Source organism: Pseudoprevotella muciniphila, from assembly GCF_003265305.2.
Classification (GTDB): domain Bacteria; phylum Bacteroidota; class Bacteroidia; order Bacteroidales; family Bacteroidaceae; genus Alloprevotella; species Alloprevotella muciniphila.
Genome location: NZ_CP033459.1, coordinates 930,232 through 951,001, shown reverse-complemented (window position 1 = coordinate 951,001; position 20,770 = coordinate 930,232). Strand labels below are relative to the sequence as shown.

Here is a 20,770-nt window from a genome sequence, read left to right as displayed (position 1 = left end):
CTTTACGGACTTTCAGCCCGTTTTAGCGGACAACAATAATTTCAGAATGTGCCAAAAATCGGGAAAACCTTATGGCAACCGCATAAAAACTGATGATATCAGGGGTGTCAGGTAAACGGGCTGAAAGCCCTAAAAGCGCATAGCCCGGGACAACGGTCCGGGTGAATATGATTAAAGGGGCGTTCTATAACTTAAAAATCTAATTTATTGAACATCCCTTATGTGAATACATATTGGTTCGAGTTCTGAACTCGCCACATCCTGTATTAACACATCTCTTTACAAATCACACAAAAAAACAATTTGTCAGAGTTGAACAGATTTGTAGGATTTCTTCGCGACAGCGCACTCAATTTATAGCGCGCCCCTTTATTTTATGATAATCTTCTTCCCGTTGCGGATGTAGATGCCGGAAGAGGTGGGGGCGGCGTTGAGTTTGCGCCCGTCAATGGTGTACCAGGAGTCTTTTTCAGGTGTTTTTACAGCGTTGTTTATCCCTGTTGCAACAGCGTCTTCCTTTTCGCTGAAGATATAGCGCGGCGCGAGGCTCTGTCCTGCCGGCACGGCAAGGTACGCCTTGTGGGCATCGTTCAGAAACGGTGCGCCATTATCATATTTGTAATAAAAACCGGCAGAATTGATGTCAAAATTGCTGTTGAGCGAGAGCATGTAGTAGGTGTCGCCGCCCGTAGTGGTTTCTTCCGTGTCAGAACCGCGCAGCATGCTGCCCACCGGTGCTTCGCCCGCTTCAGTCGTATGGCGGAACATGTACGTGCATGCCGCATCAGCACCTATCACCACACCCGTCGCCATAGGTATCACGTCGCCCGCCTCGTAGGTCTTCACGCGGACTAATTGTTCGTCTTCCACCTTGTAAGCCCTCGCTGTGGTGCCCACCGGCACGATGAAATTCCTATCGCTATAGTAGAGCGAGGTATAGAGCGCATCACTCACGGCAATGTTATTGAAGAGCGGCGTACCGGCGAGTTCTATGTAACTGTTGTTGTAGTTTTTTGGCACCAGATCCACTGTCGTGCCGTCGCTCTTGGTGAGATATACCCTTTTTATGGCAGGCTTGAAACTCAGGTCTGCATTAATATAACAAAGTACCACGCGTATAACTTTATCGCCATTTGTCCTGAATGCTTGCTGAACGCTTGTCACGCTTTGTATTGATTTGTAATCATAGTCGTTTGCATAGTAAACGCGCAACTGTAAGCGGCTTCGTGTGGTTTTTTGAGCGAATTCTACGGTTAACTTTGTATAGTCGCCCTGTCCGTCTTCAAAACTCGCCAGCAACACTTCGCCCCATTGCGCAAGATATGTGGCGTTATACACTTTGTCGGTATAATCGTCCTTTGAAGGTGTGCTGGGGTTGTAGTTCTCGCCGTGGTGGGCTTTCAGCATGGTTTCTGCGAGGTCGGGCTGTGTGAAGACAGGCAGCGAGCGGTCGGCACGGTCGGTAACGCCCATCCAGTAGAACAGGGGAATGCCTGCCGCCTTGGCGCGCTTCACAAAGTCGTCCGCAAAGTATAGGAAATGGTTGCGCAAGGCATCGTAGTCGGTTACGGCTGCGTCCACATTCGACGAGCCCCATTCGCTGATTATCACCGGCGCCCCCTTTGCTGCGAGGGTGTCTGTAAGGTTGTGGAACTGTGTGGTGAGTTCTGCATCTATTTCTGCCCATGAACGCTCTGAACGGACACCCAAACTGTCGGTGTTGGCTATGCGCGGATAGGAATGCACGCCGAATATGATATGGTTCGGGCTTTCGTCGGTAGGCAGTTGCATCTCTTTGAGCGGCTCTGTGAGTCGCTTGCTCCATGAACCACGCGCACAGGCAGCGGCGTAGGTGTTCACCACAAGGTTGCGCTGAGCATTGTTGCCTCCCGTGGCGCGCACGGCATCAACGAAATATTGCGCGTAACTGTTGATGGCAGAATATGCTTCGGAAGCCGCAACCGCATTGTAGTTATTTTCGCAGTTGTAGGAAGCATAGTTCCACGAATTATACTGGTCGAGCAATTCGTTGTAGCCTTCAAAGATAAGCCGTTGGTCGTAGTCCTTGAAGGTGTTGGCTATCTGTGTCCAGAGGTATTTGAAACGACTTCTGTTGTTGACAGCGTTGGCAGGAGAGGCTTGCATCCATGGGTGTCCGGGGAAACTGCCATATTCCTTATTATTGCCGTCGTGGTGCACGTTGATGATGCAGTACATGCCTGCGTCCAGCACATAGTCCACCACTTCCTTCACACGCGCCATCCAGGCGGCATCCACCGTGCCGTCGTTTGCCATGTGCGGATACCACGTTACGGGTACGCGCACAGCACCGAAACCCGCATCTTTGAGCATCGTCATCAGTTCGGGCTTTGTAGGGATCTGCCCACGCAGGATTTCTGTCTTCAGAACGTCGGTTACATCCGCTTTATGCGAATCGAGCGAATTACCAAGGTTCCAGCCTATACCCATATTCGCCACAGCCTCCGTGGCGGTTTCAAAAGTTTGAGCACTGAACGTCTGCGCAATAAAGGCAACTGTGCAAATGAGGAGTGTTCTAAGCTTCATCGAGAAATAACTTTTTGATTATGTTGCAAATATAGTGATTTTTTCTGAAATACAAAAATCAGGAAATTCTGTGGCTGCCTGAATAGCCTGTAAAGTCCGCTCAAACCCAAACAGTTTGGCTTAAATCTGCTCGTCGGGTTCGTCGGCAGGCTCCGTGGCCTTTTGCTGTTTGAGTTCTATGCCGCCGTCGTCGGCTGTGGTGTCGGGTGCGCTGTCTTTACGGATATCGATTTCGCCGGTGGGTGCGATGGTCAGCAGCAGGAAGAATTTGCCTTCCTCGCTGCCCGGGTCGCCCAGTTGCACACCGAAGGTCAGGTTGTTGGCGTCCGACTTTGCTTTGTCGAAGCCTATGCCTTGCAGGATGTAACTTGCGGTGTCGGCATCAATATGGCTGCGGAAACTGCTCTTCGTGAAGTTTTTGCTGAAGAGTTCCTCTCCGTCGCGCGTGGCGCGGATATCCACGATGTTGTCGAAGAAAGCGTCGCCATATTCGTCCTTGTATTCCTTGCCCGCAGTGTCGGAATAGCGGTGGATGGCGATGCCGAAGGTGTGGCCGCCGCTGGCGAAGGTGTCGGTCAGGTTCTTGTCCTCGCGCTCGGCGCCCTTGTCTATGTTTACCACTTTTCCCGTGATGGAATCCTGTGAACCTTCTTTTTTGTCCTTGCAGCCGCTGAGCGTGGCAGTAGAGATGAAAAGTACGCCAAAGGCTACTGCTGCGATGATGATTTTTTTCATATATAGGTCGTTTTTTTGTTTTCTCTGTTTGCTTTCTATAACTTCTATAACTTCTATAACTTCTATAGCTTCTATAGTATCTATGCCCTTTATAGCGTGATGGCGAGTGCGCCGCCGAAGCCTTTCGTCGTAGGCTCATAGAACGGCACGACAGCCACGTTGCCTTGCTTGTTCTTGTTCCAGCCCAAAAGCCGGCGCTCCCACGGCAGCAGCCACATACCCACCTTTGCGCTCAGGATGCCTATGCCGGCACTGGCAAGCACGTCGTTCACCCAGTGTTTGTTGTTAGCCATGCGGAGCAGGGCAGTGCCTGTGGCTATGCCGTATGCCGCCCAGCCGTATGCTCCGCCGTATTCCGAACGCACGAGTTCTGCACCGAGAAAGGCAAATGACGTGTGCCCGGAAGGGAAGGAGCTGTGGTTCTCGCCGTCGGGACGTTGTTCCGAAACGATGCCCTTCAGGCCGTAGGTGGCAACACTCATCACGGCGAATGCCGTAACGCCTGCAGCCAACCGCTCGCGCAGCGGATGCTTAGCCTTCGCACCGAGATATTCCAGTCCTAAGAAGCCTGCCGCCGGCACGAAGCGCAGATAGTCGTCGGCGCTGAAAGCCCAGTGGCTGCCCCATTCGTTGATTTCCGGCATCCACTCGCCATTGATGCCTGCCATACCGGCGGTTATGAGCAGCGCCGGTACCACCGCTTGCTTCGCGCTGAAATGCTCGGCAGAGGGGGCGGCAGCGCGTGTGCTGTCCTGCTGTGCAAAGAGATGGGCAGCAGGCAGCAAAAGGCAGACTGTCAGTGCGAGAGCAGCGTTTCTCATCCTTGGAAATAGACTTTCTTTACGCGTGAACTCACCGAAGTCAGCACTTCATAGGGAATGGTGCCGAGCGTGTCGCTCAGCACGGTTACGGGCAGGTGGTCGCCGAAGATTTCCACCGTGTCGCCTTCCTTGCAGGGTACGTCGGTTACGTCGATCATGCAGATGTCCATGCAGATGTTACCCACATAGTATGCCTTCTGGCCGTTCACGAGGCAGTAGCAGTTGCCGTTGCCCAAGTGGCGGTTCAGGCCGTCGGCATAGCCTATGGGCAGCACGGCGATGCGCGAGGCACGTTTCAGGCGCCCCTTGCGGCTGTAGCCCACCGTGGTGGTGGCTGCCACGTCGCGCACCTGAAGAATGGTGGTTTTCAGCGTGCTCACGTTGTGGATGATCTGGTTGTTGATGGGGTTCACGCCGTAGAGCCCGAGCCCGAGGCGCACCATGTCGAGGTGGCGTTCGGGGAAGCGCTGTATGCCGGCACTGTTGCAGATGTGGCGCAGTATGCTGTGCGGGAAGGCGTCCTGAAGCCTCCGCGATGCCTCGTCGAACAGGGCGAACTGCTCTGCAGAGAAAGCGTCGAAGTCGGGGCTGTCGCTGCCCACAAAGTGGGAGAACACCGAGACGGGAATGAGTGCCTTCTGACGCTTCAGGCGGTCGATGAGCCGCTCCATGTCGGTCTTGGGATTGAAGCCCAGACGGCTCATGCCGGTGTCGAGTTTGATGTGTACGGGGAAGTTGGTGATACCCTCTTTCTTTGCAGCATGGATGAGTGCTTCGAGGAGGGTGAAGTTGTAGATTTCTGGTTCGAGGCGATGCTCAAACAGTGTGTTGAACGACGACATCTCGGGGTTCATGATGATGACGTTGCGCGTGATGCCCGCCTTGCGCAGGTCGGCGCCTTCGTCTGCCACAGCCACGGCGAGGTAGTTCACGCCGCGGTCCTGAAGCGTCTTGGCTATCTCTATGCTCCCTGCACCATACGCCGACGCCTTAACCATGCAGACCATCTTCGTCTCGGGCTTCATGAAAGAGCGGTAGAAGTTCAGGTTCTCCACGAGGGCTTCGAGGTTCACTTCGAGTATCGTTTCGTGCACCTTGAGCGAGAGGAGGTCGCTGATCTGTTCAAAGTTGTATTTTCGCGAGCCCTTGATGAGGATGACCTCGTCGTGCAGCCCTTGCAGCATACCGCTGGCGAGGAGGGCTTCGGTGTCTGGGAAGAAGTGCTTGTCGGTGTGGAAGAGGTGCCCCTGTGCTGATATGTCGGGACCTATGCCGATGAGTTTCTGCACGTTGCGGTGGTTCACCATGGCTGCCACCCTGCCGTAGAGTTCTTCGCTGCTCATGCCGCTCTGCATGATGTCGCTCAGGATGAGTGTGTGGCAGCGGTTGCTCGGGTTGGGGCGGCGGTTCATGAAGTCGAGCGCGATGTCGAGCGACGTGATGTCGTTGTTGTAACTGTCGTTGATGATGATGCAGTCGCGCGCACCTTCCTTCACTTCCAGGCGCATTGCCACAGGTTCAAGGTGTGCCATGCGCTCGCCGATGACTTCCTTCGGCAGTTGAAGGTAGAGACAGGCGGCGAGGCAGTGGATGGAGTTTTCTATCGAAGCGTCGTCGATGAAGGGCAGGGTGTACTGCCCGTCTTCGCGGAAGTAGGAATACTTCACCACCGTGTTGTCCTTGTATTTTTCCACGGCGCGGATGAAGAGCGTGCAGTCTTCGTCCTTGCGCGACCAGGCGAGTTGGTTGCCCCTGATGAGCGCCATGCTCATGCAGTCGGTGATGGTCTTGTCGTCGCCGTTGAAGATGATGAGTTGGCAGTCCTTGAAGAGCGCCAGTTTCTCGATGCACTTCTCTTCGGGTGTGGAGAAATTCTCCTGATGCGCTTCGCCCAGGTGCGTCATGATGCCTATCGTGGGCTGTATCATGCCGGCAAGCGCCTGCATTTCGCCGGGCTGCGAAATGCCGGCTTCGAAGATGCCTATCTCGCTGCCTTCGTTCAGGAGACACACGGAGAGCGGCACTCCCACCTGAGAATTGTAGGAGCGCGGCGAACGTGTTACGCTCATGTCGGGCAGGAGAATCTGGTAGAGCCATTCCTTCACCACCGTCTTGCCGTTCGAGCCGGTAATGCCTATCACGGGCAGGTTGAACTCTTCGCGATGGCGCTCGGCAAGACGCTGCAATGCCTTTAGCGGACTCACCACAAGGAGGAAGTTTGCACCCGGGAAAAACTTTTCGTGGTCCTCGGGCAGCGAGCCCACCACGAAACTGCGCACACCGCGCCGGTAGAGGTCGGGTATGTAGCGCTGACCGTCGTTGTGCTGCGTGCGGAGCGCAAAGAAAAGTGTGGTCTCGGGAAATGCCAGCGAACGGCTATCGGTCAGGAGCCAATCTATGATGGCATCGTCCTTACCATAGCGACGCGCCCCGATGAGGGAAGCAATTTTTGATAGCGAATAGTGCATGATGATATATATCTTTTTAGCAAATGTCTATGTGCTTGTTCCATACACAGGGGTTTGCAATCCCTGTTATCTGATCGGTTAATGTTGAACCCCGTAAGGGGTGTCATAGCATAGGCAGGGGTGCAACCCCTGTTATCTGACCGGTTAATGTTGAACCCCGTAAGGGGTGTTATAGCATAGGCAGGGGTGCAACCCCTGTTATCTGACCAGTTAATGTTGAACCCCGTAGGGGTGACATAGCAATTAGTCGCAAAACGCATGAGTTTCGTCATATTCAATACCATATCCATGCAAAAACAATTTGTATTCTTCTTGAAACGAGCGTTTTGAATGATGTTTCTCTTGGAACTTTATATAATTAATCGTCTTTTCTTTGAGCGAAGGACTAACCGAAAACGCACCATAGCCACTTTGCCAACTGAAATCCTTATAGATAGGAGCAATTTTCTTTAACCAACCACTACTCCCCGCTTTCAATGTCCTAATGAAGTCAGAAAGAGTTGTTGTCTTTGGTAAAGTTGCCAAAATGTGAATATGGTCTTGCATTCCTCCCACCTCTACAAACGTACTGCCAATGTTGCGTGCTGATGTGGCAATATAGGCAAATAGGTTGCTGATGTCTTGTTTTCTTATAGCAATGCTTGTTGTTTTAACGTGGAACATGCAGTGGACGTACAATTTTGTATATGTATTCGCCATGATTGTGTTGTTTCGTTTTTATCTATGCCACCCCTATCGGGGTTCTGTTTTATCTATCCGCTATATACAGGGGTTTGCACCCCTGCCTATGCTTATGCCACCCCTATCGGGGTTCTGTTTATCTTTTCGCTATATACAGGGGTTTGCACCCCTGCCTATGCTTATGCCACCCCTATCGGGGTTCTGTTTTATCTATCCGCTATATACAGGGGTTTGCACCCCTGCCTATGCTTATGCCACCCCTTCGGGGTTCTCTTTTTTTATTTTTTTCTGCCAAATTTCGCCTCAAACTGGCGCAGGCGCTCCTCTGTGGCAGCCTCGAACCGTCGGAACGCCTCACTGTCGGGGTGAAGCGGGCGATGGGCGAGTGCCTTGGAAATCTCTGCCCATTCCTGCGCAAAGGTAGTCATTTCTTCCGTAAAAGCCCACGCCCTGAAGCGCTCCCACACATATTCCACAGCCTGTTCGCTCACGTGGAGCATGTCGGGCGCATAGAAGCGATAGTCGCGCAACTCATCGAGCACGATCTCGTAGGCAGGGAAGTACAGGCAGCGATCGTCGGCACGGCACAGCGCATCCACTGCAAGCAGCAGCGTGGCTTTGCTCAGCCGGTTGCCGTGCATGCCATATTTCGCATAGCGGTACGGACTGACCGTGAAAACCACCTTCATGCGCTCGGGCAAACGGCTGAGCAACGCCTGCCACGAAGACACGATTTCTTCCACACTCAGCACTTCCTCAGCGAAAGTGGCAGACGGCTCGCGGTGGCAGTTCGCTACTACCATGTCTGACGCCTTGTGCCGATAGACGTGATTGGTGCCGAACGTAACGAAGAGCACGTCAGCCTCCTGAAGCCTTTTATGCCCCTCGTCGAGCGAAGCCTTGATGCCTGTCAGGGCTTCTTCGCGTGAAACCGCATCGAACTTGCCGCTGTGCAGCCACGAGTGCCACATGCCGAACGCGTCTTCAAACAGATAACGCTCATCGTATGTGCCATTCGTCAGCACTTCTATGCAGCGCCGTATGCTCTCGGGATTGTAAAGCACACCCATAGGATTCACCACGGCGCGCATGTGTCCGTCGAGCATTTTCTGCCCGATGTGCTCGGCAAAGCAGGATCCCAGTAGCAACAAACGCGACTGGGGCTGCAACACCAGCCTTTCGGAAGGCAATTCTGTTGTCGTGCGGAATTTCATCGGCGGAGATGGTCTTTTATGGTTTGTATCAAATAGCAAAAATAGTAATTTCTGCGGATATATGCCCTTTCCTCGCGCAGGATTTTTTTGAAGGGGTTTGTTTTAGAACGCGTTCTAAAACCTCTGTGTTCTCTGAATAACAGAAAAAAGCAGGAATCTCCTGAAGAAATTCCCGCTTTGTCTTGATAAAACTGTTCTGTTCCGGACATCAGAGTTCGAGGTCGCAGTCGTGCAGTTCGTGCCAGGGCAGACCCTGTTTGTTGAGTTCGTCCATGAATGGATCCGGGTCGAATTCTTCCACGTTCCATACGCCCGGGCGCTTCCACAGTCCGAGCATGAACAAGCGCGCACCGATGGTGGCAGGCACCCCCGTGGTGTAACTCACACCCTGCATGCCGGTTTCTTCGTAGGCGGCTTGGTGTGAACAGTTGTTGTAAACGTAGTAGGTGTGTTCCTTGCCATCCTTGCCGATGCCTCGTATGCGGCAGCCGATGCTCGTCTCGCCGTCGTAGTTGGCGCCGAGGTCCTGCGGATTGGGCAGCACGGCTTTGAGGAATTGCAGTGGTACGATTTGGTGGCCTTCATAGTTGATGGGTTCGATGCCCGCCATACCGATGTTCTGAATCACACGCAGATGGGTGAGGTATTCCTCGCCGAACGTCATCCAGAAGCGGGCGCGGCGGATGGTGGGATAGTTCTTTACAAGACTCTCTATCTCCTCGTGGTGCAGCAGGTAACTCTCGCGCGGACCCACGTTGGGGTAGGTCAGGGTTTTGTGGATTTCAAGCGGTTCGGTCTCCACCCATTTGCCGTCTTCCCAGTACTGCCCCTTCTGCGTGATTTCGCGGATGTTTATTTCGGGGTTGAAGTTCGTGGCGAAGGCTTTGTGGTGGTTGCCGGCGTTGCAATCTACGATGTCGAGGTACTGTATCTCCTTGAAGTGGTGCTTCGCGGCGTAGGCGGTGTAGATGCTCGTTACGCCCGGGTCGAAGCCGCAACCCAGAATGGCGGTCAGTCCTGCTTGTTCGAAGCGTTCTTTGAAAGCCCATTGCCAACTATATTCGAAGTGTGCCACATCGCGTGGTTCATAGTTGGCTGTGTCGAGGTAACTCACACCGCTCTTGAGACAAGCCTCCATGATGGTGAGGTCCTGATAGGGCAGGGCGAGGTTCATCACGAGGTCGGGTTTGAACGCATCGAAGAGGGCAGTGAGTTCGTCCACATTGTCGGCATCAACCTGTGCGGTCTTGATGGCAGGATTGCCGATGGCTTTAACTATGGCGTCGCACTTCGACTTCGTGCGGCTCGCTATCATGATTTCGCTGAACACATCAGCGTTCTTTGCTACTTTGTGTGCCGCAACGGTGGCTACACCGCCGGCACCTATGATGATGACTTTTCCCATTTTGCAGTTGATAGTTGAAAGTTTTTGTATCTTCGAGAAGTTATTGAAGTTATCGAAGTTATCGCTTCGCTCGAAGTTAACGACGTTACCTCTTTATCTTTGAAGTTAACGAAGTTATTGAAGTTATCGCTTCGCCCGAAGTTAACGACGTTACCTCTTTATCTTTGAAGTTAACGAAGTTATTGAAGTTATCGCTTCGCTCGAAGTTAACGATGTTACCTCTTTATCTTTGAAGTTAACGAAGTTATTGAAGTTATCGCTTCGCTAACTTCGTTAACTTCGAAATTCTTTATCTTCTTTCTGTTATTATCGGTTCAACACTATCGTCGTTAACTTCGTTAACTTCGCTAACTTCGTTAACTTCGAAATTCTTTATCTTCTTTCTGTTATTATCGGTTCAACACTATCGTCGTTAACTTCATTAACTTCGCTAACTTCGTTAACTTCGAAATTCTTTATCTTCTTTCTGTTATTATCGGTTCAACACTATCGTCGCTAACTTCGTTAACTTCGCTAACTTCGTTAACTTCAATAATCATGCTTCTTCTTCCTCTTCAGCTTCGCTCTCGGCAAAGTCGGTGTAGCCGTTGTTGACCAGGATGTTATACCACTGGATGAGTTTCTTGATGTCGCTCTGATGTACGCGGTCGCGGTCGTAGTTGGGCAGGGCTGTCGCCATGAAGTCTGCCAGTTCCTTGCTGCTCGCTGTCTTCACGTTGATGTCCACTGCCTTGCCGTCGTTGGCGTTGGCTATGTTCTGGAACACGTCCATCAGTGGTGCATCGTCATCGTCGGTGTACATCGACACGTCGTTGAGCGATGTTACACGGTCGCGGGCACCAGCCGGCAGGCGTTTCTTAGCGTCGTCAATAGTCTCTACGATGAGGTTGCCGCGGCCGCTCGATACGAGGCGGAACAGCCCCGGGCGACCGGAAATGGAGAGAATGGTTTCTTTCATTTGTCTATGCGTTTCTTTCTGTATAGGTTTTGAAAATTCTGTTTTACTTTGCGAAAGTACAACTTTTTTTGGAATCAGGTGTTGCTTTACAGGATTTTCTGGCTTTTAAGGGCTTCCTATGCTTTCCTGTGTCTTACCTCCTTGCTTCCAGCCATTGGCGCACTTCGCGCTCCAGTGCCTCCGGTGTGCCGTCGTTGCTGATGACGATGTCGGCACGGGCGAGTTTTTCTGCTTCTGTCATCTGCAGCGCCATCCATTTGCGAGCCTGGGCGCGTGAGATGCCGTCGCGTGCCATGAGGCGGGCGAGGCGCACTTCATCGCGGGTATGGACGAGGACGGTGCGGTCAACGAGCCTGTCGAAGCCCGACTCGAAGAGCAGGGCACATTCCATGAACGTCGTTTCTGCCGTCTGGCGGGCGTGCCATGCCTTATATGCCTCGCGCACGCGCGGGTGTACGATGGCATCCACACGCTCCGAACAATCCCCGCCGCGACAGATGTATGCTGCCAGTACGGACTTCACCAGCCGCCCCTCGTCATCGTAAACGCCTTCGCCCACCACTGCCGTCAGTTCGCGCCGCACGTCAGGGTCGGTGCGGATGATGCGCTTGGCTTCGTCGTCGCAGTAGAACACGGGATGCCCCATAGCGTGCAAAAGCCGGCAAACAGCACTCTTGCCGCTCGCTATGCCGCCGGTGATACCGTATGATGTCTTCATGTCAGGGGGGTAAAAAGAATAGGAACTCCGGGCGTGCCTCACTCGCCGTCATTGCTCTCGGGCAACTGCTCGATGAGGAACTGCACGTCCTGCGGGTGGATTGCGGCGCTCGATACACCCTTGGGCAGCGACTTAAGGTTCAGGCGCACCTTGTTCGACTTGGCATTGAGCAGCGATTCATAGTCGAGCACGAGCACGAAGTCGTCAGCCGTGATGCTGTTGTATTGGGCAGCCGGCACCTTGAACGTGACATCCACCGTGCCGGGGAAGGTGCGCAATGTCTTTGTGGCAGGGAAGTTCACGCCCTGCACTTTCACCTGCACCGTCTTTTCGTTCACGATGTCGGACGTAACGGTGTAGAACACGGTGTCGGGCTCCATCTTCACACCGCGTATGGGCGCAAGTTCTATGCTGAACCGCTGCCGTCCCTTCACGTCGTTGAAGAACGACGTACGGGCATATACGGCTGTGATGGTGTCGAGCATGCTCTGCTGCGCGTAGATGCGTGCGCGGTTCGTGCTGGCGGTGCGGCTCGTGATGATATAGCCTTTTGCCGGCATTGCCTGTACGTCGTCGAAGATGATGGGCACCACCTTGTTGTTGCCGAGGTTGTACATATATTCTATGGTCTCGGGGCGCAGGCGCACGAGGGTGGACCTGCGGCTGAGTTGCGACTCTATCTGGCGCCGCACATCGCTCACCGATACCTTCACCTGACCCTGCTTGTTGGCATAGTCCTTGAAGTTGATCTGTACCGGAGCGAACCCCGAACCGTAGGCGTATTGCAGAAGTTTTGAACCCTTGTCGCGGATGGTTACCACGATTTCCTTCGGCGGGTCCATCGTGATCTTCACGTTGTCAGGCTTGTTCTTCAGTTCCAGCGGTATGGAGAAATCCTGCTCGTAAGTCTCGTTCAGCGTGAAGAAAACCCAGAAGATGAACGACAGCATAAAGAAGGACAGGAATGTGAGGAACTGCCTGTTCCAGATGTAGGAAAAGCAGTTCCTGGCTATCTTCGTTATGTTGATCCAGAGTTTCTTCACGGTGTTAGTGTGTGTGTTGCCGGAAAATCCGGATTCTCCGGAAATTCCGGAAATTCAGGGAATTCCCTTGTGCTTATTGCTGCGCGCTCTTCTGAAGGATGGCACTCTTCTCAAACTTGAGTTTCACGCCTGTAGCCACTTCGAGTGTCACGGTGGTGTCTTCCACGCGGTGTACCCTGCCGTGCAGACCGCCGATGGTCATCACGTCGTCGCCTTCTTTGAGCGAGTTGCGGAATTCGCGCTCTTTCTTCGCTTTCTTGTTCTGAGGACGAATCATGAAGAAATACATGATGGCAAACAGTGCCACAATCATGATGATGCCGCCGTAACCGCCCATGGCACCACCTTCTGCTTGCAATAGTGCAAATGTCATAGAAATCATAGTAGTGTGTTATTGTTTTTTGTTATTATTATTCAAGTTTCGCAAGTTCCACTTGCTTGAAGTTAACGACGTTACCTCTTTTTTTCTTTGAAGTTAACGAAGTTATTGAAGTTATCGCTTCGCTTGAAGTTAGCGACGTTACTTAATGGTAATTTCTTCTTTTTTCTTTTGTTATTATCGGTTCAACACTATCGTCGTTAACTTCGATAACTTCGTTAACTTCGAGCGAAGCGATAACTTCTTCTATTTCTTCAACTTCGCTAACTTCGAGCGAAGCGTTTACTTCAGAAAGTTGAGTTATTAGTCTGTTGCTGTCGTGACGCTCATTTCATGATGGCGCCTTGTTTCTTGAGTTTTTTGATTACGTTGTCGAGCAGGCCGTTGATGTAGCCCGGGCTGCGCGGTGTGCTGTACACCTTCGCCAGGTTGAGGTATTCGTTCAGCGTCACGCTGATGGGGATGTGGGCGAAGGTGAACAACTCTGCCAGCGCCAGTTGCATGATGACGACGTCCATCAGCGCCAGGCGTGAAAACTCCCAGTTCTTGCAGTTCTTGCGGATAAGTGTGCGTATCTCCTCGCTGCGTGTGATGGCTGCCTGAAAGAGTTCTTGCGCAAACGCGTGGTCCTCCTCATTGCTATAAGGTGGCAGAAGTTCCTGATCGGCACCGTTCTCGGGCTTGAAGCGCTTGATGGTCTTCATCACGAACGAGTCGAGCACGTGCTTGTCGTCGTTCCAGTAGAGGCTGCCTTCTTCTATCACAGTGTCGAACATGTCGTTGCCGTCAATGTGTGTCTTGTAGAGTTTGCGCACCAGTTCGCGGTCCGCGTCGTACGAGCGGTCCTCCATCTTGACGAACATGTCGAACACTTCGCTCTCCATGAACGCCGTATAGAGTTTCTTTATCAGGTTCTCCTCGCCGGCGAGTTCTTTCTTCTTCTCGCGGTAGGCGGTAAGGGTTGTGTTTTCCTCAAGTTGCAGCAGGAATTTGTTGTTCGCCAGCATACGCTCGGGCAGTTCGCCGTCAATGCTGACCTTCATGCGCTTGTTGCGTGTTTCTGCCACCTCGGCGTGCCGCTCTGCCGTCTTGCGCACTTCTACAAGGAGCGACAGCAGGTAACAGTACAAATCGTGAGCCTTCAGAAGGCTGAAATCCAATTCCTTCAAAGCCACGTCGAGCGGCTTTCCTTCGTTCTGGTAGTAGGCGTAAAGCAACTGCACCACCTTCAGACGTATCAGTTCTCTGTTTATCATTTTTCCTCCGAAAAGTTAAAGACTCAGGACAGCAAAACGTATGCCGCCGGAATGAGCCATAGTGAGAATTCTAATGCAAAGATACGATAAAAAATGCTTTTGCTGACATAAAATGAACTTTTTTTGACAAATGGAAAAATTTATCATGTCTTTTGTGTCATAGTTCCGAAAAAATAACGACTTTTGCAGATGAAAATAAACTATTGTACAAATCTGAACCAATAAGCATAACAATCAAAATTATGACCGAAATAAACGAAATCCTGTTCTCACGCACTATGAAGGCAGGGCGCCGCATGTACTATATCGACGTCAAGCAGGACAAAAATGATGAGTATTACCTCTCTGTTACGGAAAGCAAGAGGGTGAAGGACGGTACGGAACTTGAGAAGCCCGTGTTCGAGAAGCACAAAATCTTCCTCTATCGCGAAGACCTCCTGAAGTTCAACGACGCCTTCCAGGAAGCCATGGACTACATCAGGCAGAACGCAGGACTTACCGAAAGAGTAGCGTGGAAAAATCAGGAAGAGCAAAGCGAAACAGCAGAAGAACCGGCAGAAGAACCGGCAGAAGAACCGGCAGAACCTGCTGAAGTAAGCGAACCCGAAGCAACAGAAGAAACTCCGGAAGAAGACGAATTCAAAATCGACATAGAGTTCTGAGAAATCTCAGAACAGTCTCTATGGCCTCTATAGCCTCTATAGCCTCTATAGTTTCTATATTTCTGAAAAAAATACCCCGCAAAACTTTTGCCGCCAAGAGAAAATTGACTACCTTTGCAGCCGATTTGCTCAGCAGCGAGGGCAGAAAGCCCTCAATGTGTGATGGCGAATTAAGAAATACTTAATTTAGAGTAACACAAAACAAACAAACAAATGAAACAAATCTCTATCAGCGGCACAGCACGTGTCGCAGGCGGTAAAAAAGCCGCTAAGGCATTGAGAGCAACGGGCAACGTACCCTGCGTGCTCTACGGACTGAAAAGAGGCGAAGACAAACTGCCTGAGGCAACTCCCTTCGCAGTGTCAGAAAAGGAAATCAAGAAACTCATCTACACACCCGATGTGTACATCGTAAACATCGACCTCGACGGAGAAGCACATCAGGCAATCGTGAAGGAAACACAGTTCCACCCCGTCAAGGACAACGTGCTACACGTTGACTTCTACGAAATCACACCCGACAACCCCATCGTCATCGGTATTCCTATCCAAATGGTAGGACACGCTCCCGGTGTACGCGCCGGTGGTCGCCTCTCAAGCATGCTCCGCAAACTCAACGTACGCGGTCTCTACAAAGACATTCCCGAAAAACTCGACATCGACGTTTCTGCGCTCGAACTCGGTAAGTCCATCAAGGTGGGTGAACTCAGTTACGACAACCTCGAACTCGTAACACCGAAAGAGGTCATCGTATGCACCATCCGCATGACACGTGCTGCACGAAGCGCAGCCGACCAAGCAGCCGCTGAAAACGCTGAATAACAAAGCATAAACAAAAACAATAAAACCCAAATCGGTCCTGAAAAACCGATTTGGGTTAATTCTTTTAGGAGAATTGCCGGAAAATCCGGAATCCTCCGGAAAATCCGGAAAATCCGCCCCTCCCCAAAAAACTAAAAAAAATGAACCACCTCATAGCCGGCTTGGGAAACCCCGGAGACGAATACGCAGCAACACGCCACAACATAGGCTACATGATTGTGGACCACATAGCACGCGAAGCAGGAGTAGAATTTGAAGACCGACGATACGGCTACGTGGCTGAGGTGCGCGTAAAAAACCAGACGCTCATCCTCCTCAAACCCACCACATACATGAACCTCTCAGGCAATGCCGTGCGCTATTGGCTCAACAAGAAGAACATACCCGTGGAAAGACTCCTCGTCGTGGTGGACGACCTCGCACTGCCACTCGGTGCCATACGCCTCAAGGCATCAGGCAGCGAAGGCGGACACAACGGACTGCGATCCATAGCACAGCAAATCTCCACACAAGCCTACGCCCGCCTGCGCTTCGGAATAGGCAGCGAATTCCGCAGGGGAGGACAAGTGGACTTCGTGCTCAGCGACTTCATGCCCGAAGAGCAGCAAACCCTCGAAGAAAGAATAGCACGTGCCGCAGAAGCCGTGAAAAGTTACGCACTGCAAGGCATCGACGCCACAATGAACCAGTACAACGGAAAATAAGCAACACATGGAAGCACGACTCGACAAATGGCTATGGGCTGTACGCATCTTCAAGACACGAAGCATCGCAGCCGACGCCTGTAAGAACGGAAGGGTGAGCATCAACGGCGCACTCGCAAAACCCGCCCGCACAGTGAAGGAAGGCGACGAAGTGAGCGTGCGAAAACCACCCGTCACCTACACCTTCCGCGTACTCCAAGCCATAGAGAAAAGGGTAGGGGCGAAACTCCTGCCCGACATCATAGAAAACATCACCGACCCCGAACAGTACGAAATACTCGAAATGAGCCGCATCAGCGGATTCGTCAACAGAGCAAAAGGCACAGGAAGACCTACCAAGAAGGACCGACGTGCCCTCGAAGAATTCACACAACCCATCTTCTTCGACGATGACGAAGAACTATAAAATCTATAGGAGTTATAGGATTTTTAGAATATAATAGAATCTCGAGAATATAATAGAATCTCGAGGAATTTCAACCATAAACCAATCCGCATGGTAGTCCCATAGGGACGCAACAGCTTAGGCAGGGGTGCAAGGAGCGAAGCGACTGGAACCCCTGTTATGTTAGCAACAGTATATTGAGCCCCATCGGGGCGATACAGCTTAGGCAGGGGTGCAAAGATCGAAGCGACTGAAACCCCTGTTATGTTTGGAGTAGCACAGTGAGCCCTATAAGGGCGATCCAGCTTAGGCAGGGGTGCAAAGAGCGAAGCGACTGGAACCCCTGTTATGTTTGGAGTAGCACCGTGAGCCCTATAAGGGCGATACAGCTTAGGCAGGGGTGCAAGGAGCGAAGCGACTGAAACCCCTGTTATGTATTGGAGTAGCACAGTGAGCCCTATAAGGGCGATACAGTTTAGGCAGGGGTGCAAAGAGCGAAGCGTCTGGACCCCTGTTATGTTTGGAGTAGCACCGTGAGCCCTGTAAGGGCGATACAGCTTAGGCTGGGGTGCAAGGAGCGAAGCGACTGAAACCCCTGTTATGTTTGGAGTAGCACAGTGAGCCCTATAAGGGCGATACAGCTTAGGCTGGGGTGCAAGGAGCGAAGCGTCTGGACCCCTGTTATGTTAGCAACAGTATATTGAGCCCCATCGGGGCGATACAGAAAATATCATATAGATACAGAAAAATCTCATCTAAACAATGGCAAATACATATCTAAAACTTTATGTTCACTGCATCTTTCATGTTAAAACAACAAGCGTTGCAGTACAAAAGCAAGATTTGAATAGGCTTTTCGCATATATCGCCACAACGGCACGAAATATTGGTGCTGATTATGTTGAAGTAGGCGGAATGCGAGACCATATACACATCCTTACTGTTTTGCCAAAAACAATAAGCATTTCGGAGTTCGTAAAGACTTTGAAAGCAGAAAGTAGTAGATGGATTAAAACGCTTGCCCCTATGTATATGGATTTTAGTTGGCAAAGTGGTTATGGTGCCTTTTCTGTCAGTCCTTCCCTAAAGGATAAAACGGTGAGTTACATCAAAAATCAAGAAAAGCATCATACGAAACGAACATTTCAAGAAGAATATAAATTGTTTTTGCAGGAATATGAGATAGAATACGAAGAACGCTATGCCTTTTGCGACTGATACATATTTGCGTGGTGTTTTTTGTTTTAATTTTTTTTACTATTTTTGTATCGCCCCTATGGGGCTCACAATTCTGTTCTGAATACAACAGGGGTTCCAGTCGCTTCGCTCCTTGCACCCCTGCCTAAGCTGTATAGCCCTTACAGGGCTGCATGTTTTACAATCTTGAAAAAAAACAAACCATCATGAAAACCCTCTTCAAACTCCTCATCATCCTTGCCCTCACGGCACTCTGCGCCCGCCCCGTCAGCGCACAACCCGAACGCCCGAAACTCGTAGTAGGCATAGTCATCGACCAAATGCGATGGGACTACCTCATGCGCTATCAGAACCGCTATTGCGAAGGCGGATTCAAACGCCTCATGCGCGAAGGATTCAGTTGCGACAACTGCATGATCAACTACATACCCACCGTCACAGCAGCAGGACACGCCTCGGTATATACCGGAACATTCCCCTCCGTACACGGCATAGTGGGCAACTCATTCCGGATAGGCTATAAGTGGGTGGGATGCGTGGAAGACACCACAGTCATCGGCGTAGGCACCACAGGAAAGCAAGGAAAAGTGTCGCCCAGGAACATGATGACCACCACCTTCGCCGACGAACTCCGGCTTGCCACAAACTTCCGCTCGAAAACAATAGGCGTCAGCATAAAGGACCGCGGAGCCATACTCCCCGCAGGACACACCGCAAACGGCGCATACTGGTATGACAACGAGACAGGAAACTTCATCAGCAGCACATTCTACACCGACAAACTCCCCGACTGGGTGAACAAATTCAACGAACGTAAACTCGCCGACAAATACCTCTCGCAAAAATGGGAACCCCTCTACCCCATAGAAACCTACACCCAAAGCACAGCCGACGACGCACCATACGAAGGCACATACGTCAAGGGACAACCCACCGTGTTCCCCATCGACGTGCCCGAAGCCAAAAAATCATGGGGATACGGACTCATGAAATACGTGCCAGCTGGAGCAACCATCACCTTCGACATCGCTAAGGCAGCACTCGAAGGAGAACAACTCGGAAAAGGCAGCGAATGCGACATACTCACCGTCAGCATATCAACCACCGACGGAATAGGACACCACGTCGGCATCAACGCAGCAGAAACCGAAGACTGCTACCTACGCCTCGACCGCGACCTCGCCGACTTCCTCACAACGCTCGACAAACACGTAGGCGAAGGCAACTACATCGTCTTCCTCACTGCAGACCACGGCGCAGCACACAACATCTCATTCAACCAAGACCACCGCATACCATCCCAACCATGGGACATGGGAAAAACCACACGCGCGCTCAATAAATACCTACAGCAGCACTACGGCACCGACAGAAAACTCATCTTCGGAGACGCCAACTGCCAAATCATACTCCAACGCGACGTCATCGAAGAACTCGGCATCAAACCCGAAGAACTCACACAACTCGCCATAGACTACCTCAAAAAAGACACACGCTTCGCATACGTCGCAGAACTCGAAAAAATCAGCACAGCAACAGTGCCGCAACCCGTCCGCGAACGCGCCATCAACGGCTACAACCGCCTACGCAGTGGCGACATAGCAACCATACCACAACCCGCCATCTACGGAGATGCAGAGCAAAAACTCGTAAAAGGCACCACACACGGCGTATGGAACCCCTACGACGCACACATACCATGCCTCTTCATGGGATGGCACATACCAAAAGGAAAATCCTCCCGCGAAGTACACATGACCGACATAGCACCAACCATCTGCAACCTCCTCTCCATACAAATGCCAAACGGCTGCACAGGACAACCCATTGAGTTCAGGTAGTTGACAGTTGAGAGTTGACAGTTGAGAGTTGACAGTTGAGAGAGGAGAGTTGACAGTTGAGAGAGGAGAGTTGACAGTTGAGAGTGCAATTTACGTATGAGCTCCGGAGGAGCGATACAGCATAGGCAGGGGTGCAAGGAGCGAAGCGACTGAAACCCCTGTTATGTTTGGAGTAGCACAGTGAGCCCTATAAGGGCGATACAGCTTAGGCAGGGGTGCAAGGAGCGAAGCGACTGAAACCCCTGTTATGTTTGGAGTAGCACAGTGAGCCCTATAAGGGCGATACAGCATAGGCAGGGGTGAAAGGAGCGAAGCGACTGAAACCCCTGTTATATGCAGTGAGAGTATCGTGAGCCCGGTCCGGGCGGCACAGTATCGTGAGCCCGGTCCGGGGGCACAGAAAAGTAATCACCACAATATCTGGATTTTTCTGGAAAAGCCCGGAAAATCCAGATATTTTATTATTTTTGTGAGCCAAAGAGAGAAACCGGCACAAGCGAAAACAACATGAATTGCCATAAATCCTGACAGGAATAATTCAGATAAGATAATTCATGGAAATTCATGATAATTCACGTAAAAATGAAAATGGCCGCAGCGAAGCCTTCATGCCCTTCGTGTTCCAAAACAGCATGAATTGCCACGCATTCCAAAACTAATGCAATTTGATACCATAACGCCTGAAAAAGAGCCGGGGCGGACATGTTTTGCGCCCGAAAAAGAAAAAAACAGAAAAAAAGTTGCAACAATCAAAATCTTTGCTGTAATTTTGCGCGCCGATGAGAAAAAAGAATTACGCTTATACATAACGAAATATAACATAACGAAACTGAATATAACAGAACTGGATATAACAGAACTTATAAACTGCCGATGTGAAAGCACGGCAAGAACTAAGGATTAATCAAAATAAAGA

At 51.2% G+C, this 20,770-nt stretch carries 19 protein-coding genes; 7 read left to right on the top strand and 12 right to left on the bottom strand.

Annotated elements, in window-relative coordinates; all coding sequences use genetic code 11:
• Positions 1-369: 369 nt before the first annotated feature.
• The 12 genes from C7Y71_RS03985 to nusB all read right to left on the bottom strand — a co-directional run bounded on the left by C7Y71_RS03985 (position 370) and on the right by nusB (position 14,243).
• Positions 370-2,565, bottom strand: coding sequence for a glycoside hydrolase family 5 protein (locus tag C7Y71_RS03985; RefSeq protein ID WP_111898431.1), 2,196 nt, complete (start codon positions 2,563-2,565; stop codon positions 370-372).
• Between the two features lie 120 nt (positions 2,566-2,685).
• Positions 2,686-3,300 (bottom strand): DUF4738 domain-containing protein, encoded by a 615-nt coding sequence (locus tag C7Y71_RS03980; protein WP_111898430.1) that lies wholly within the window; start codon positions 3,298-3,300, stop codon positions 2,686-2,688.
• Between the two features lie 89 nt (positions 3,301-3,389).
• On the bottom strand, positions 3,390-4,121 hold the full coding sequence (locus C7Y71_RS03975) for a phosphatase PAP2 family protein (RefSeq protein WP_111898429.1): 732 nt from the start codon (positions 4,119-4,121) through the stop codon (positions 3,390-3,392).
• Positions 4,118-6,589, bottom strand: coding sequence for a bifunctional UDP-N-acetylmuramoyl-tripeptide:D-alanyl-D-alanine ligase/alanine racemase (locus C7Y71_RS03970; protein ID WP_111898428.1), 2,472 nt, complete (start codon positions 6,587-6,589; stop codon positions 4,118-4,120). The genes C7Y71_RS03975 and C7Y71_RS03970 overlap by 4 nt, the downstream gene beginning before the upstream one ends.
• Positions 6,590-6,832: 243 nt before the next feature.
• Positions 6,833-7,288 carry a transposase gene (locus C7Y71_RS03965; protein ID WP_111898427.1) on the bottom strand — a complete coding sequence of 152 codons (456 nt, stop codon included), beginning with the start codon at positions 7,286-7,288 and terminating at the stop codon, positions 6,833-6,835.
• A 260-nt stretch (positions 7,289-7,548) separates the two neighbouring features.
• Positions 7,549-8,484 (bottom strand): GSCFA domain-containing protein, encoded by a 936-nt coding sequence (locus tag C7Y71_RS03960; RefSeq protein ID WP_111898426.1) that lies wholly within the window; start codon positions 8,482-8,484, stop codon positions 7,549-7,551.
• A 208-nt stretch (positions 8,485-8,692) separates the two neighbouring features.
• The gene (locus C7Y71_RS03955) at positions 8,693-9,889 is read right to left on the bottom strand and encodes a saccharopine dehydrogenase family protein (protein WP_111898424.1); all 1,197 of its coding nucleotides are present in this window, start codon (positions 9,887-9,889) and stop codon (positions 8,693-8,695) included.
• A 535-nt stretch (positions 9,890-10,424) separates the two neighbouring features.
• Entirely contained in the window at positions 10,425-10,847 is a 423-nt protein-coding gene (locus C7Y71_RS03950) for a DUF5606 family protein (protein WP_111898423.1), read from the bottom strand.
• A gap of 133 nt (positions 10,848-10,980) precedes the next feature.
• Positions 10,981-11,565 carry a dephospho-CoA kinase gene (gene coaE, locus C7Y71_RS03945; protein ID WP_111898422.1) on the bottom strand — a complete coding sequence of 195 codons (585 nt, stop codon included), beginning with the start codon at positions 11,563-11,565 and terminating at the stop codon, positions 10,981-10,983.
• Between the two features lie 38 nt (positions 11,566-11,603).
• Positions 11,604-12,608, bottom strand: a complete 1,005-nt coding sequence (locus C7Y71_RS03940) for a YbbR-like domain-containing protein (protein WP_111898421.1) — start codon at positions 12,606-12,608, stop codon at positions 11,604-11,606.
• A 73-nt stretch (positions 12,609-12,681) separates the two neighbouring features.
• A complete protein-coding gene (gene yajC, locus C7Y71_RS03935; protein WP_111898511.1) occupies positions 12,682-12,987 on the bottom strand; it encodes a preprotein translocase subunit YajC in 306 nt (101 codons plus the stop codon).
• 326 nt (positions 12,988-13,313) lie between these two features.
• Positions 13,314-14,243: a transcription antitermination factor NusB gene (nusB, locus tag C7Y71_RS03930; RefSeq protein ID WP_111898420.1), complete on the bottom strand. Its 930-nt coding sequence runs from the start codon at positions 14,241-14,243 to the stop codon at positions 13,314-13,316.
• A gap of 242 nt (positions 14,244-14,485) precedes the next feature.
• Between nusB and C7Y71_RS03925 the strand changes: the two genes are divergently transcribed.
• The 7 genes from C7Y71_RS03925 to C7Y71_RS03895 all read left to right on the top strand — a co-directional run bounded on the left by C7Y71_RS03925 (position 14,486) and on the right by C7Y71_RS03895 (position 20,758).
• Entirely contained in the window at positions 14,486-14,905 is a 420-nt protein-coding gene (locus tag C7Y71_RS03925; RefSeq protein ID WP_146739414.1) for a DUF3276 family protein, read from the top strand.
• A gap of 213 nt (positions 14,906-15,118) precedes the next feature.
• Positions 15,119-15,727, top strand: coding sequence for a 50S ribosomal protein L25/general stress protein Ctc (locus C7Y71_RS03920; protein WP_111898418.1), 609 nt, complete (start codon positions 15,119-15,121; stop codon positions 15,725-15,727).
• Positions 15,728-15,867: 140 nt separating this feature from the next.
• A complete protein-coding gene (gene pth / locus C7Y71_RS03915) occupies positions 15,868-16,431 on the top strand; it encodes an aminoacyl-tRNA hydrolase (protein WP_111898417.1) in 564 nt (187 codons plus the stop codon).
• Between the two features lie 7 nt (positions 16,432-16,438).
• The gene (locus C7Y71_RS03910) at positions 16,439-16,837 is read left to right on the top strand and encodes an RNA-binding S4 domain-containing protein (RefSeq protein WP_111898416.1); all 399 of its coding nucleotides are present in this window, start codon (positions 16,439-16,441) and stop codon (positions 16,835-16,837) included.
• 741 nt (positions 16,838-17,578) lie between these two features.
• Positions 17,579-18,034 (top strand): transposase, encoded by a 456-nt coding sequence (locus C7Y71_RS03905; protein WP_111898415.1) that lies wholly within the window; start codon positions 17,579-17,581, stop codon positions 18,032-18,034.
• A gap of 185 nt (positions 18,035-18,219) precedes the next feature.
• Positions 18,220-19,854, top strand: a complete 1,635-nt coding sequence (pafA, locus tag C7Y71_RS03900) for an alkaline phosphatase PafA (RefSeq protein WP_111898510.1) — start codon at positions 18,220-18,222, stop codon at positions 19,852-19,854.
• A gap of 658 nt (positions 19,855-20,512) precedes the next feature.
• A complete protein-coding gene (locus tag C7Y71_RS03895; protein WP_111898414.1) occupies positions 20,513-20,758 on the top strand; it encodes a hypothetical protein in 246 nt (81 codons plus the stop codon).
• The last annotated feature ends 12 nt before the right edge of the window (positions 20,759-20,770 follow it).